Origin of the sequence: Streptomyces sp. NPDC050287 (assembly GCF_044459385.1) — a bacterium.
In the GTDB taxonomy this organism is placed as follows: Bacteria; Actinomycetota; Actinomycetes; order Streptomycetales; family Streptomycetaceae; genus Streptomyces.
In genome coordinates, this window is record NZ_JBITIY010000025.1 from 51,284 (window position 1) to 65,214 (window position 13,931).

Sequence of the window (13,931 nt, forward strand, 5' to 3'; positions counted from 1 at the left end):
ATGCGTATCGGCATGACACTGGATTACAGCGGCGACTTCATCGGATCGGTCGGTGCCGCAAAGGATTTCGAGGCGGCAGGGGTCGAGATCGCCTTCGTGCCGGAGGCCTACTCCTTCGACGCCGTCAGCCGGTTGGGCTACCTCGCGGCTCGCACCGAACGCCTGGAGATCGCCTCCGGAATCCTCCCGATCTTCACCCGTACGCCGTCGCTGCTGGCGATGACCGCCGCTGGTCTTGACGAGGTCTCCGGCGGCCGGTTCACGCTGGGCCTCGGAGCGTCGGGACCACAGGTGATCGAGGGCTTCCACGGGGTGCCGTACGACGCGCCACTCAGCCGCACTCGCGAGGTGGTGGAGATCTGCCGTCAGGTGTGGCGGGGCGAACGGGTGGTGCACCCGGGCCCGAAGTACCCGCTTCCGCTTCCCGCCGAGCGGGGCACCGGGCTCGGCAAGCCCCTGAAACTCGTCAACAAGCTGGTCCGCTCCCGCATCCCCATCACCCTGGCGGCGATCGGACCGAAGAACGTCGAGCTGACGGCCGAACTCGCCGAAGGCTGGCTGCCCGTGTTCTTCCATCCCGGAAAAGCCGCGGAGGTGTGGGGAGCGGCACTGACCGCGGGGCTGGCCCGGCGCGATGCGGCACTGGGCACGCTCGACATCACGGTGACGGCGCCTTTGGCCATCGGCGACGACGTGGAATACCTGCTGGACCGAGCTCGGCCACAACTGGCCCTCTACATCGGGGGGATGGGCGCGAGGAACAAGAACTTCTACGCCCGGCTCGCCGGCCGTTACGGCTACGAACGGGAGGCGGCGCACATCCAGGACCTGTACCTGGCAGGAAAGAAGCGGGAGGCCGAAGCCGCCGTTCCCGAAGGACTGTTGAGGGCCATATCCCTCGTGGGGACGAAGGAACAGATCGCCGGGCAGCTCGATGCCTTCGCAGCCGCTGGTGTGACGACCCTGTGCGTGAAGCCGCTGGCCGACACGCACGGGGAACGCCTCCACGCCGTCGAGCGACTGCGCGACATGCTGAGCTGACGCCACGCGCGTGGCACCATGCGGGCGGGGGGCGGTGTCACGTTGTTGGGTGTGTGACTGCCTGACGGCGCGTGGGGGCAGGGGGGCTTGGAAGCCGAGCCTGTGCTCAGGCCCGGCTGGTGAGGCGGCGACGCGGGTGATCTGCTTCCAGATGGCGAAGCGGATGGTCATCTCGGCTCGGTAGTCGTGGGCGGGCATCAGATGGTGGCGGGGCCGGAAGTGGGGCGAGATACCGCTGAACGCGGACAGGAACCGCTGGGCCCCGCCCACGGAGCGGAAGCCCTTCATCGCCCGTTCACGCCGCCCGTAGGTCGTTGACCCGCAGATTGTGGCGGGCCACTGTCACGAGCGTGGCGAGGACGCGTTCCGCGGTGGACCCGGCAGGCTCACTCCGAGGCGGAAGACGGTGGTGTCGTGCACCGGCGGCGAGGTCCACTTGCCGTCGTCGGGGACCCTCAGGGGCCGGCGGTGCCCGGCCGGCGTCCGGGACGGATGCGACCGCTTGCCAGACAGACATCCGCGATCGGCCGTACGAGGGGTGCGGGGGTACCGGAAGAGTGACTGGCCCTCATCTCTGGGGCGTGTCGGTGGCCGGCGCTGCTATGTGTGTGCTCGTGATGACGACTCGAACGCGTAGGGTCCTGGGGGCAGTCACCGCCCTCGGTCCGCTGCTGATCACCGCTCCTACCGCTGACGCTGCCTGCGGCTGCGCAGCAGGGCAGGCGGCCGGCATCGACTGCGCCGACGGTTACGTCTGCATCCACCCCGAGATCAACTTCGGTGGCCAGCCCTGGGTGAACCGAGCCGCCGACGGCAGCATCAAGGACCTGCCCTCCGCCATCCGCGACCGCGGCAGCTCCGTCCGCAACAATTCCGGCCGCACCGCTCCCGTCTACGAAAAACGCAACTACTCCGGCCGCTCGCTGGGTCTGAGTCACCAAAAGCGGTGGCTCCATCCACGACCTGCGCGGCTACAACCTCAACGACACCGCCCGCTCCATGAAGATCAACCACAACGACTGCGGATGACACCGCACCAGAGATGCCCGGCCAGGCAGCGAGCCGTGCTCGAGGCCGTCCGGGCATGCGGGAACCGCCCGAAGTGTGCCCGGGCGGCTTCCGCGCCGGTGCGCACGAGAGCGCGGCGCATCGTCGCACGGCACGCACCGGGCGCGGAGCCGCCATCGCCGACACCACACCGGATGCCGCGCCTCGTAGGACATGCAGGCTTCCAGCAGCCACCGACAGCGCGGGCTTGCCCGGGTCAGCTTCGAAAAGCAGGAGAAGCAGCCGCCAGCGTTGTGCGGTGCCGGTCTTCCTCCGGATCCTGCCGCCGCGACTCGTGCTCCTGGCACTCACCCTCGGCTGTCCGGCCTGCCATGCCGCTTCGGTCGCCCGGTGCTTGCGGTCGAGACACAGGTGCGGGTGGCTGTCACGCGGGCTGCCCGCGGCGTGACCACTACACGAGAACCGCCCGGGAAACCGGGACAAGATCACCATATGGAATGGGGTTGCGGTGCGTCGTTCTGTTGTCGCCGGCTTGATCGGCTTTGCCACGCTGGCAGCGGCGGTCCTGTCTCCTGCCGCGGTTTCCGCGGCTCCTGCCAAGGCTGCCGCCCCGGCAGACTTCTACCAGGCGCCGTCGCCACTGCCGACCGGTGAACCCGGCACGATCATCCGAACACAGCCCGCGACGGTTGTCGCGACCGCGGTGACGGCAACTGCCACCACGGTGATGTACCACTCCCGCAACGCCCAGAACGCCGACATCGCGGTCACCGGCACGGTGTTCACACCGACGCTGCCGTGGCTCGGTGCCGGTTCCCGGCCGTGGGTGGATCTAGCGGTCGGCACCCAGGGTCTGGGACAACAGTGCGCGCCGTCCAAACAGTTCGTCGCCGGCACCGAACAGGAACTCGAACCGGTCGAGGCGCTGCTGGCGAAGGGCTGGGGTGTCGTTGTCAGCGACTACGAGGGCTACACCACCGGTTCCACCCCCACCTATGTTGCCGGAGTCTCCGAGGCGCACACCGTCCTGGACATGGCCCGCGCGGCTGCCTCGATCCCCGGGACGGGCGTCTCGGCGGCAACTCCCTGGGCCACGATGGGCTACTCGCAGGGCGGCGGCGCGTCGGGCTGGGCGGCGTCGCTGGCCCCTTCCTACGCTGCGGACCTCAAGCTGATCACCGATGTGTCCGGCGGTGTGCCGGCCAACGTCCGGAACGTGGCCGAATCCCTGGACGGCAGTGCCACTGGCGAGGGCCTGCAGCTCTACGCGCTGATCGGCCTCCAGCAGGCCTACCCCGGCCAGTTCCTCCTGGATGACTCCCTCAGCGCTGCAGGCAGGGCCACCGAGGCGTCATTGAAAACCCAATGCGTCGTGCAGACCCTCGCCGGCTATCCCTTCAAGAAGTTCAACGACTACTCGACGGGCGCGACAATTCAGCAGTTCGACGCACAACCCGCTGTCGCCTCCGTCTACGCGCAGAACAACCTGATCACCCGGCCGGCACCGACGGTACCCGTCCTCCAGTACCACGGCGCCCTGGACGAAATCATTCCTATCGGCCAAGCCCGTGCCCTGAACCAAGCCTGGTGCACCGCCGGTGTCCGCACGGTCTTCACCGTCGTACCCGGAGACCACATCGCCGGCGAAACCACCGGCCTGCCCGCTGCGGTCAGCTGGCTGACCGACCGGTTCGCCGGGCGGCCCGCGCCGACCACCTGCTGATAGTGCCCACCGTTCCCGCTTTTGGACCATCCAGGTGAGCAAGGGCGACGTCGCCGGACCGGAGCCGCCGGACGCGCGGGGACCCGCGCGATAACAGCCGGGCTGCGGGAGGCGATTGACGACGTCCGCCAATCGGTCGCCGTCCTTGCCTCCCGGGTCCACGACGCCCACACGGCCCGGGTCTGGACTGCACTCCCGGTGACCGTCTCCACCGAGTACCAAGGCGTGACCGTGCTGATGGCAGCCCATACGGGGCCACCGAGTCCACACTCCACACATCCTGCGTCACCCTGCGCGCGGCGGTGCGCGGCACCTCACCCGTGCCCAGGCCGCGGGCGGAGCGCGGAGCGACGTCGGCGGCACCGATCTGTTCGCGCTGATCGCGGCACTCGTGTGGCTCGGCGAACGATCCGCGGTGGCCCACGCGTCGAGCACCTCTGGGAGTCGCAGCCATGCCGAAAAGGAACGCCGCCCTCAGGCTCGTGGCTGCCATGCCACACGCTGACCAGCGGACTCGGCCGCGCGCTCGGCAAGTAAGGCTGCGGCGCCGAGTTCGCCGGACCGGCCGAGCATCGCGTCAACGAGTCGCGCCGGCCCCCGGAAGCACCCCTCGCGGTGTCAGGCGACCCGCCCGGCGCGCGCGTCCGCAGCCCGGGCGCGGGGCGCGGGTGAGGAGTCGGGTGCCGGCCGTGCGCAGGGTGGCGCAGGAGGTGTGGAGCGCGGGCCGGGGGTCCTCGATCGCCCTCATCACCGGCGTCACCGCTGAGCGGCAGGAACGGCAGGAACGGCAGGAGCGGCAGTTGATCGTGCCCGCGACAAAGTCGCGCAGCCACAACACCAGCGCGTCCTGGGTGAGTTCGGGGTCTCGGCCTCGGCTGCCCGTGCCGTCAGTTTGACGAGCCTCGTGCGGAGCAGGACCTCGGCCAGCTTTTCCCGGGCGGGGAAGTGACGCAACGGGGCCGTCGGCCCGGCTTCGGTCCGGCGGGCGATGTCCCGCATCAACGCGCCGACGCCGTGCCCGATGACGGCGGCGCCCGCGTGCAGGTGGTCGTGGTTCGTCCTGCCTCCGGCCCGCATCCGCACCTCTCGAGTTGACTATCCGGATCGCTGGTCCATATATTCGGATCAGTGGTCCAGATACCTGGGTCACCGATCCGAACAGAGTCCGTCCCGCAACGCGGGCAGGAGAGGCAGATGTCCACACACACAATGAAGGCGATCCGGCTGCACGGCTTCGGAGGCCCGGAGGTGCTGCGTCATGAGGAGGCGCCGGTTCCCGAGCCGGGGCCGGGCGAGGTGCTCGTCCGCGTGCACGCGGTCGGCCTCAATCCTCCCGACTGGTACGCGCGTGAGGGAATGCCTGACGTACCTCCCGAGGTCAAGCCCACGTTCGATCTCCCCATGATTCCGGGGACCGACGTCTCAGGCGTCGTCGCAGACGTCGCAGCCGATGTCAACGCCTTCGCGGCCGGAGACGAGGTGGTCGGCCTTCTGCGCTTCCCCACCGTTCTCCAAGCCGGCGCGTACGCCGAGTACGTCACCGCACCCGCATCGGACTTCGCACTCAAGCCTGCCTCCGTCGACCACGTGCAGGCCGCCGGCCTGGCCATGTCGGGCCTGACAGCATGGCAGTTCCTGATCGAACTCGGGCACGACCACCCCTCACCGTTCCAAGAGGCCCAGCACCGCCCGACGGCACTCGACAGCGAGACCACGGTGCTCATCAACGGCGCCGCAGGTGGCGTGGGGCACCTCGCGCTCCAGCTGGCCAAGTGGAAGGGAGCCCGTGTCATCGCCGTGGCCTCCGGCGCTCACGAGACGTTCCTGCGCGAGCTCGGCGCCGACGAGTTCATCGACTACACCAAGGAGCGGCCCGAGGAGGCCGCCCGTGACGTCGATCTCGTCCTGGACACCGTCGGGGGTCCCGACACCAGGCGCTTCCTGCCCACCCTCAAGCACGGCGGCGCACTGTTCCCGGTGTTTCCTGGCGGTTTCGACGAAGAAGAGACCGCAATGCGTGGCGTCACGGTCTCCAGCGCGCAGGTCCGCTCGAGCGGCGCGCAGCTCACCGAACTGCTACGCCTGCTCGCCGCGGGCACGCTGCGCGTCGCGATCGACAGCACGTTTGCGCTCGCGGATGCCCAAGCGGCGCACGAGCGCGCCGCCCGGGGGCATATCCAGGGCAAGATCGTGCTCACGGTCGCTTAGCAACGAGGCGTCCCGCCGATGCGTCCGGCGGTCGTCCTCAAGCCATTGACGGCCGTCGGGATGCCGCCCCGAGACCATGGGACCCGTCTGGTGGCCATGTCGCCGCGACGCTCTGCGGGAACCGGGCGGACCCATTCGGTCGGCTCGGTTCGCCGCAGGAGACCGCGGGCCGGTCGCATTCCTGATATCCGACGGCGCCGCACAGAGCACCGGCCGGGACCACACCGCCGCCGGCGACAGCTTTCCGGTGCCGGGTGACGCGGTGGCGGGGTCTCGGGCCGGCTCCTGCCGCTCACGTCTGCCGGCGCCTGCCGCTCACGTCACACGCTGCACCCTCCCACCGCACGCCGAGTGGCTGCCTTCGCGGGCCGCGCCCGGCTTTCACCCCACAACGAAACACGAGCGAGGTTCGACATGACGACAACTGCGGCTTTCGGCTGGGCAAGCAGTCACCTCACCGCAACGCCTGCGGGGAAGATCGATCTCGGCCCCGCAGAACAGCTCACCGTCCAGCAGACGCTGGCACGCTACGCATTCGCCCTCGATCACGGAGATCTAGTGGCGCTGGAGAGCGTTCTGACCGAGGACGCCACCATGACGCTCACGATCGCGGGCGGTCTCGAGCAGGGCCCCTTCGCCGGACGCGCGGCGATTCTCGACCTGACGCGGGATGCGACAAAAGCGCAAACCGAGCAGCGAAGGCACAACCTGGTCAACGTGGTCTTCCGCAGTGCGGACCCCAGCACGGCAGTGGTGTGGGCCTATCTGATGCTGACGTCGAACACGGGCGGGCGCTCGAACGTGGTCACGACCGGCTTCTACACCTTCACGCTGCAGCACACCGAAGGTCAGTGGCGTATCGCAAAGCTGTTCGTCGGTCTGGACAGCGCCGTATGAAGCGCAGCGACGGGCACGCCCGAGAGACCACGCAGGACAGACAGGAGAGCGATGTGGCACGCATCGGGATAGTGGCCCGCAGGCGGGCGACCAGGAGTCCGCAGGAGGTCTCGATCGCCACGGAGATGGGATCGTCCGGGCTGTCACCGTGCTCGGCGAGCAGACACAGCAGCTCCTGGAAGCCACTTTGACGCTCACGGCTAATTGCATTAGCTTTTAGTTAACAGAGTTAGCCTATGGTGGGAGATGCCATGACCGAGTACCTTGTCGTCGACGGCGGCACCATCGCCTACGAGGTGGCGGGGTCCGGCCCGCTCATCGTTCTCGCGCACGGGATGGGCGACAGCCGCGCCGCGTACCGTGCGGTAATCCCGGCGCTGGTGGCGGCGGGGCACCGGGTCGCCGCCGTCGATCTGCGCGGCTGCGGCGAGTCCAGCGCCGACTGGCCGGCCTGGAGCCGCACCGACATCGCCGGCGACCTGCTCGCCGTGATTCGCCACTTGGGCGGCCCAGCCGTGCTTGTCGGCCACTCGATCTCCGGCGGCGCCGCCACCATCGCCGCGGCACAGGAACCCTCACTGGTCACCTCGGTCGTCGAGCTGGCGCCGTTCACCCGCAAGCAGTCGATCCGCCTCAGCGACCTGCGGGTGAAGCGCTTCCGGCAGGGCATGCTGCGGCTGCTCGGCACGGGCGCGTTCGGCAGCGTGCCGCTCTGGCGCTCGTACCTCGATGTGGCCTACCCCGGTGTGAAGCCGGCCGACTGGGACGAGCGGCTCGGCCGCATCGACTCGCTGATGCGCGAGCCGGGCCGTATGAAGGCATTGCAGGGCATGGGCCGCAGTGCCCCGACCGACGCCGGCGCGCACCTCGCGGGCGTCCGCTGCCCGGTCCTGGTCGTGATGGGCACGCTCGACCCCGACTGGGCCGACCCGTATGCCGAGGGATCGGCGATCGTCGACGCCCTGTCGTCCGGCCTCGGCCGCCTCGAGATGATCGAGGGCGCCGGGCACTACCCGCACGACCAGTTCCCCGACCACGTGGTTTCGCTCGTGCTCGCTTTTCTCCGCTCGGACCGCGCTCGTGCCTAGGGCGGGCCTGGACCCGGCGGCCGTGGTCGCGGCCGGTGCCGCCCTCGCCGACGAAGTGGGCCTGGCCAACCTGACGATGGGTCTGCTGGCCGAGCGGCTGGGCGTACGCACCCCGTCCCTCTACAAGCACGTGAGCGGCCAGGAAGACCTCAACCGGCGCATCGCGGCCCTGGCACTGACCGAGGCCGCCGACGCCGTCGGCGGCGCGGTCCAGGGGTACGCGGGCCGCGACGCCCTGGCAGCTGCGGCGCGCGCCTTCCGCGCCTTCGTCCTGGAGCACCCCGGCCGGTACGCCGCGACGACCGGCGTGGAACCGTCCGGCCCGGACGATCCGCTGGCCACCGAGGGCCAGCGGCTGCTCGACGCGTTCAGAGCGGTCCTGCGCGGCTACGAGATCGCGGAGTCCGACGTGAACCACGCACTGCGTACGCTCCGCAGCCTCTGCCACGGCTTCGCCACGTTGCAGGCGGACAACGGCTTCCAGTGGAGTACCGACATCGACGAGAGTTTCGAGTGGCTGATCGCCTTCGCCGACCGCGGCCTGCGCGTTGTCTGAGCACACTGCCGGTACGCCACAGCGCGCGGGGACGCCCGGTATCACCCGGGCTTCGGCTTCGTCCGAGGCCCGGGTGATACCGGCGGCAGCCGAGCCGCTCGCGCCGTTCAGGGTGAGCAGGTCGTGCCCGGCCACGCGGACGCGGCCCGCCGTCGGCATCGCGAGATCATCGTCATGGACGGCTGCTCGGTGTCACGACCGACTGCGGCCGGACGCGCCCTGCATGCAATCCCGTTGTCCTGTAGTCCTCTCCGTCTCGCTTGCCGACACGCGCCACGGCTTCGCCGGCCTGAGGAACTGGCGAATGCTCACCAAGGTCCCTGTGAACGCCCGCCATGCGACCACGCTTCTTCGGGCTCTCCTCGTGTTGACGAACGCCCGGGTCCACCGCTGACAGACGATCGGCTCCTACGCCGGTCTCGTACTGGCCAGAACAGGACACACGCGGTGGACATGACGACGAAGCCCAGGCGGACCAGGCCGCGGGTCGCGTCGTCGGGAACGACGAAGACCGTGCCGTACAGGGTGATCAGTGCGATCCAGCTCCACCAGGGCACCAGGCGACGCTGCCCGATCACATCCCACAGCAGTGTGCCCAGTAAGACGGAGGCTGTGTAGTACGTGTAGACGCTCGGGTCCAGGGCGATCCGGGCGTTGGCGCCGAGCAGGACGACGGCGGGCCAGCGGCCTCGCCAGACGGCGATGCAACCCAGCACCAGGCCCACTACGGCCTGTGCGGGTCGGTCCCAGGGAGGGGTTCGCGGATCGTCGACGCCGAGCCAGCGCAGCGCGGACGCCGGCTGGTTGGGGATGGTGAACTCGGCCGCGGCGAACGACTGCGCAGAGCCGAGGAGGAACGGCAGCCAGACGAGCGCGACCAGACCCGCGCACCACAGACCCGCGCGCAGCCACTGCCCTCTCGGCAGCGCGAGCAGCAGCGGCAGGAAGGCCAGCGCGGTCGGTTTGGAATCCATGGCCAGTGCGAGGAAGATGCCGGTCGCAGCCGCGTTGCCGCGGGTGAGGGAGCGTACGGCCAGGGCCGTGAAGAAGAGTGCCAGAACGTCGTCGAGGTGGCCGAAGCGGACCGCGACCTCGATCCACATCGGGATGAAGGCCAGGCCCGCGATCAGCACGCGCTGCCGCAGCCGTTGGTGGTTGGTCCCGGTGCCCAGGAAGTGCCAGGCCGCGCTGCGTCCGGCGACCACCAGGATCACCAGGCCGAGCAGGGACATCACGGCGGCGGCCAGAAACTGCCCAACTGCTTCGGGCAAAGGGTTGAACAGGCCCGCTGCCAGGAAGCTGACGGGACCCATCTGCAGTTCGGGGTGGTGGGCGTACAGGTTCAGGCCTCCGTCCGCCCTGCCCGGGCCCGCGTAGAGCAACTCCCCACCGGTACGCAGATAGTGCCAGGAGAACCCCCCGTGTGGCTGGACCGCGGCGAACCACAGGAATGTCCAGGCCGAAAGCAGTATCAGGTGCATCCGCTCCCTGATGACCGGCATGCTTCTTCCCTTTCGGTTCTTGTCGCCCGCATGGTCCCCACGGGGCATGCGCCCCTCCTTGAGATGCTCTGACGGAGTGGAAGGTTCTTTCTGAGTGCGGGTTCTGAGCATCGGTTGTGAGTGGCCTTGGGGCCTACGCCGGCCTGGTGTCCGAGGACGCCGGTCGAGCCGGGGAAGGGATCTGCCGGGGCTGCGGGGAACGGCTGAGGCCGGGCTGCCCGGCCCGGGGCGGGGTGCTGTCTGTCGGTGTGTCGGTCCGGGCCGTGGCGTCGGGAACGGCGGTTGCGCCAGCGTCTGGCGGCCGTCCGGGACGGTACAGGCGAGGTGGATTGTCCGCCGTGCGGGGTCCGCTGGGTTGGCCGGCGTCGACCGCCGCTCGGATGCGGTGTGCTGCTCGCCGCGGCGCGAGGTGATCTTTTCGGTCTGACTCTCGGCTGGCAAGCGGGCCCTGTCCCGTCGCGGCCCGAAGCGCCGTGCCCTGGCCCGCAGTTGGTGGTGAGACACCCCATGACGGAAGTGGCAGAGAACGTCGGGAGCGTGCACATCGTCGCCCCGCTCAACTCCATCGAGTCCGCCCTTGACCTCATCGCCAGCTCGTGACCTGCGGCGGGACCGCCCTGGGGCGGCCCCGCCGCACTCGTTCGACGGCACTCGTCAGGGGCCGGACGCCAGGACTCCGGTGACGAAGTTCGCCGGCTGTGCCGCATTCTTTCCCGCGGAATGCGCTCTTCTCCGGCCAGGTGCTCGACGAGGTCGGCTCGTGTGGCGGCGAGCAGGGCCTTGGCGGTGAAGTCGCTGGCGGTCAGGCCGGGATCTGCTCCAGTACGGCTTGGAGCATGCTGTGCCACCGCTCGTAATGCTCCGCCTGGTACGGGCTGCCCACTGCACCCGCGGGGCGCGGTCTGGAATCGCCGGTGCCCTCAGCAGTCTGAGCAGCCGGGTCCGCTCCGAAACCGTGATCCACCTCGCCAGGACCGGCCTCATGGCCCACCGCCTCACCGGCGAGAACACCAGCTCCCGGCGCGCCCCGCAACCGCGGCGACCAGGACGGGGGTGGCCACCGGTCGGGCGCGACGGACGGCGAGTGCAACGGTCACCAGCCCGGCGACCAGGGCCGCGAGAAGGGCGGACACGGGCCGGACGGCCCCACGCACCCAGCCCCGCCCCGCCCCGGGCCACACCACGGCATCCTCGGCGGAGAGACGCAGACAACGGTGCGGAGTGGCGGTAGGCACCTCGGACGGTGGACGGCCGGGAAGCGTTCTCTATCTTCGGTTATACGCGGCAATCGTCCCGCAGCGCGAGGACTGCGCAATCCCCGGGCCATAGGCTCGAAGACATCAGGAAAGGGAACCTTTCACCGGTTCTCCCACGTTTTTCGCAAGTCCACCAATGGAATTCCCAGGCATTCCCTTTCCTGAATTTGCCTGCCACCCCTAGAAATCAAGGAGGATTTCCCATGTCCCGGCGCATTCTCGTATCGTCACTCATCGGCCTTGTCGCCTTCGGCGGAATAACCGCCGGTGGCCTCGCCACGGCCTCGGCCGCCACCAAGCCGACCCTGGAGAACGGATCGGCCCACTACGTCGCTCCGGCCGGCGGAAGCACGGGCTCACTCACCTTCACTGCGGACGTCAGTGACGACTCGGGCATCCAGAGCCTCAAGGTCATTGCCTGGCCCACGAGTTCGAAGCTCGACCCGACCGCCGAGGAGCTCCAGCAGGTGGACGGCGCAACGTGCCGGAGCGCTACGGCCGAGACGTCCCGCTGCACCTACACGCTGCAGGTGACGCAGAAGGAGGCGGGCGAGCTCGCCGAGGGCACATGGAACATTTCGGCACTGGCGACCGCCAAAGACAAGGACACGACGTTCCTGCCCCGCGCCGCCGCATTCGACGTCATACGCTGACCGGCCGGCGCCGCCTGGCGCCTGAGGGCGCCGGCCGGTCGACCTCGCCCGTAAAGCGCCCGCGACCAGGCCGACCAGACTCCAGCGCATCAAGACGGTGCGGTACCCGCTGTTCACAGCGAAGGACGCTGCCGAGCAGAAGCGGCCTTGGTGCCCGGTGGATTAGCCGCGCCATTCAAGGAACGTGTGTGCCGCGACGACCATGTACGCCGACAAAGACAATTGAGGAGGGGCGACGTGTTGGCGTCACATCGCCCCCGGGAATCCGCGAGGTGGGACGACAGGCGATGCACAGCATCAAGTGCACCGGAGCGGGCGCGGGCGCGGAGCGCGCGACGTTCACGATGGCCATCACCGCCGCGAGTGCCGGACGGGACAGCGCCGACGTCTTACGGCACGAGTGGGACGTGCGGGTCGGCAGTGGGTTCCCGCTGCCGACCTTCGACAGGCATGCGCCCGGCGCCGTCCGCATCAGATCGCGTGTCTGCCAGCCGCGCGACACCGTGAACCTCGACTTCTCCGGCGAATCGATGGCCGGCGATACCTGGGGCAGTGACTCTCACAACCTCCAGGACCGGGTCGTGCTGCATGTGGTGCAGCACGGCACGCTGCACTTCACCCGGCCGCGCGAGCGTGACAGGGTCACCGTGTCGGCGGGGCAGTTCATCGCGTGGTGCACCAGCGCGCCGTGGCACTTGGCAGTGGAGCCGGGTACGGCCACGCAGATGATGGTTCTGCCCGCGGCGGATATCAACCCGCTGATCGGTGACCGGTCGGTGGTCGGCTCAGCCGACTCGGCCGAGCTGCGTGTGCTCATGGCCCACGCGAACACGGTCGGCTCGATGCTCAACAACCTCACCCCGGCCGGTGTGCAGGCCGCCCGCGACGCCCTGATCGAGCTGTTCAAGGGACTGCTGAGGCAGGGCATCGACGCCGACGAGCCCCGGCAGGCCCCCGCCCTCGCCCAGGCGGCGAAGGGCATCGCGGACCGCCACCTCACCGACCCTGACCTCTCCCCCACCATGCTGGCCCGCGAACTCAACGTCTCCCTCCGGACGTTGCACCGGGCGTTCGCCGCGGTCGAGGAGTCGGTGACCGGGTACATCCGCCGCCGCCGGCTCCAGCAGGCCCGGGCCGAACTCGCCGCACCCTATGGCCGCCCGAACATCGCCGAACTCGCCGCCCACTGGCAGTTCGCGGACAGCAGCCACTTCATCCGAGCCTTCAAGAAGCAGTACGGCCAGACACCCGCCCAGTTCGCCCGATCGACCAACGCACTGGGCTCGCGACAGGAAACTCGCCACAGTGAACCACTCCCCATGTCCGCATACGGGGGTCGGTCATGACGCCAGAGACACCCCGAGTCCTAGAGGTGGTTTTCTCCCGGTGTTTCATCCCGGATCTGGCGTTTGATCCTGTGGTGTCGGGTCGCGCCAGGAGATGGTGGCTTCGCCGGTGAGGCGGCGGGCAATGAGGTCGGCCATGTGTACGAGGCGATCCGCAGGGGTGCGGTGAGGTGACAGGGGAAAATGGGGTCATGCCGATGTGCAACAAATGTGGTGCACGAAAGCGCCGTTGGTTCCGTTCCTGCTCTCGGTGCCGTTCGGAGTCGGGCCGAGAGCCCGTGGCCGCGAGTGCCGCCGACGTGGCCGTGGCGTACGGACTGCTCGGGTGGATCAGGCGAGGAGTCACGGGAGTTGTCCGGCTGGTGCTGCGTACGCTCGACTGATTCGTTTCCGCCGGCGAGGTGCGCAGGCCGGCCACTGATCGGGGGACGCTGGTGGTGTCCGCAACGCACGAGGCTCCCGTGCCGTTGGGGAGGTTTTCGGAGCCTCAACACACAGACGCAGGAGCCGCGTTGGTTCCGCATTCCGCCACACTCGACCCTGCCCACGCCCTGGTCAAGTGAGTCTCAATGATGGTGTCAAGCCGATTGAGTGACTGGTGGGGTAGGCGTGAAGTGCCTCTTGTCACGGAGCATGGCCCAGAGGACGTCGAC

11 protein-coding genes and 2 pseudogenes are annotated in these 13,931 nt (G+C 69.1%); 10 read left to right on the forward strand and 3 right to left on the reverse strand.

All coding sequences use genetic code 11. The annotated features are described in order from the left end of the window. Positions 1 to 1,041, forward strand: a complete 1,041-nt coding sequence (locus ACIBK3_RS44960) for an LLM class F420-dependent oxidoreductase (protein WP_399374323.1) — start codon at positions 1 to 3, stop codon at positions 1,039 to 1,041. Between the two features lie 114 nt (positions 1,042 to 1,155). On the opposite strand, the pseudogene ACIBK3_RS44965 reads toward ACIBK3_RS44960, so the two are convergent. Then, positions 1,156 to 1,344: pseudogene (locus ACIBK3_RS44965) on the reverse strand (IS6 family transposase); the annotation flags it as partial. A gap of 314 nt (positions 1,345 to 1,658) precedes the next feature. Here ACIBK3_RS44965 and ACIBK3_RS44970 point away from each other — a divergent pair. From ACIBK3_RS44970 to ACIBK3_RS45000, 7 genes are all read left to right on the forward strand, one after another. Beyond that, the gene (locus tag ACIBK3_RS44970) at positions 1,659 to 2,585 is read left to right on the forward strand and encodes a peptidase inhibitor family I36 protein (protein ID WP_399374342.1); all 927 of its coding nucleotides are present in this window, start codon (positions 1,659 to 1,661) and stop codon (positions 2,583 to 2,585) included. A gap of 167 nt (positions 2,586 to 2,752) precedes the next feature. After that, positions 2,753 to 3,772, forward strand: a complete 1,020-nt coding sequence (locus ACIBK3_RS44975; protein ID WP_399374324.1) for a lipase family protein — start codon at positions 2,753 to 2,755, stop codon at positions 3,770 to 3,772. Positions 3,773 to 4,461: 689 nt separating this feature from the next. Further along, positions 4,462 to 4,668: a hypothetical protein gene (locus ACIBK3_RS44980; RefSeq protein WP_399374326.1), complete on the forward strand. Its 207-nt coding sequence runs from the start codon at positions 4,462 to 4,464 to the stop codon at positions 4,666 to 4,668. 298 nt (positions 4,669 to 4,966) lie between these two features. Beyond that, complete coding sequence (locus ACIBK3_RS44985) at positions 4,967 to 5,980, forward strand: NADP-dependent oxidoreductase (RefSeq protein WP_399374328.1); 1,014 nt, start codon at positions 4,967 to 4,969, stop codon at positions 5,978 to 5,980. A gap of 414 nt (positions 5,981 to 6,394) precedes the next feature. After that, the gene (locus ACIBK3_RS44990) at positions 6,395 to 6,877 is read left to right on the forward strand and encodes a nuclear transport factor 2 family protein (protein WP_399374329.1); all 483 of its coding nucleotides are present in this window, start codon (positions 6,395 to 6,397) and stop codon (positions 6,875 to 6,877) included. 251 nt (positions 6,878 to 7,128) lie between these two features. Continuing rightward, positions 7,129 to 7,965, forward strand: a complete 837-nt coding sequence (locus ACIBK3_RS44995) for an alpha/beta fold hydrolase (RefSeq protein ID WP_399374331.1) — start codon at positions 7,129 to 7,131, stop codon at positions 7,963 to 7,965. 22 nt (positions 7,966 to 7,987) lie between these two features. Continuing rightward, positions 7,988 to 8,521 (forward strand): TetR/AcrR family transcriptional regulator, encoded by a 534-nt coding sequence (locus ACIBK3_RS45000; RefSeq protein ID WP_399374343.1) that lies wholly within the window; start codon positions 7,988 to 7,990, stop codon positions 8,519 to 8,521. A gap of 308 nt (positions 8,522 to 8,829) precedes the next feature. Here the strand turns inward: ACIBK3_RS45000 and ACIBK3_RS45005 are convergent, their stop codons facing one another. After that, positions 8,830 to 10,023 carry a hypothetical protein gene (locus ACIBK3_RS45005; protein ID WP_399374332.1) on the reverse strand — a complete coding sequence of 398 codons (1,194 nt, stop codon included), beginning with the start codon at positions 10,021 to 10,023 and terminating at the stop codon, positions 8,830 to 8,832. Positions 10,024 to 10,677: 654 nt separating this feature from the next. Next, positions 10,678 to 10,912 (reverse strand): annotated as a pseudogene (locus ACIBK3_RS45010) (TetR/AcrR family transcriptional regulator); the annotation flags it as partial. 570 nt (positions 10,913 to 11,482) lie between these two features. On the opposite strand from ACIBK3_RS45010, the gene ACIBK3_RS45015 reads away from it, so the two are divergent. Continuing rightward, on the forward strand, positions 11,483 to 11,932 hold the full coding sequence (locus tag ACIBK3_RS45015) for a DUF5707 domain-containing protein (RefSeq protein ID WP_399374334.1): 450 nt from the start codon (positions 11,483 to 11,485) through the stop codon (positions 11,930 to 11,932). 287 nt (positions 11,933 to 12,219) lie between these two features. Next, positions 12,220 to 13,278, forward strand: coding sequence for a helix-turn-helix domain-containing protein (locus ACIBK3_RS45020; protein ID WP_399374335.1), 1,059 nt, complete (start codon positions 12,220 to 12,222; stop codon positions 13,276 to 13,278). Positions 13,279 to 13,931: the final 653 nt, after the last annotated feature.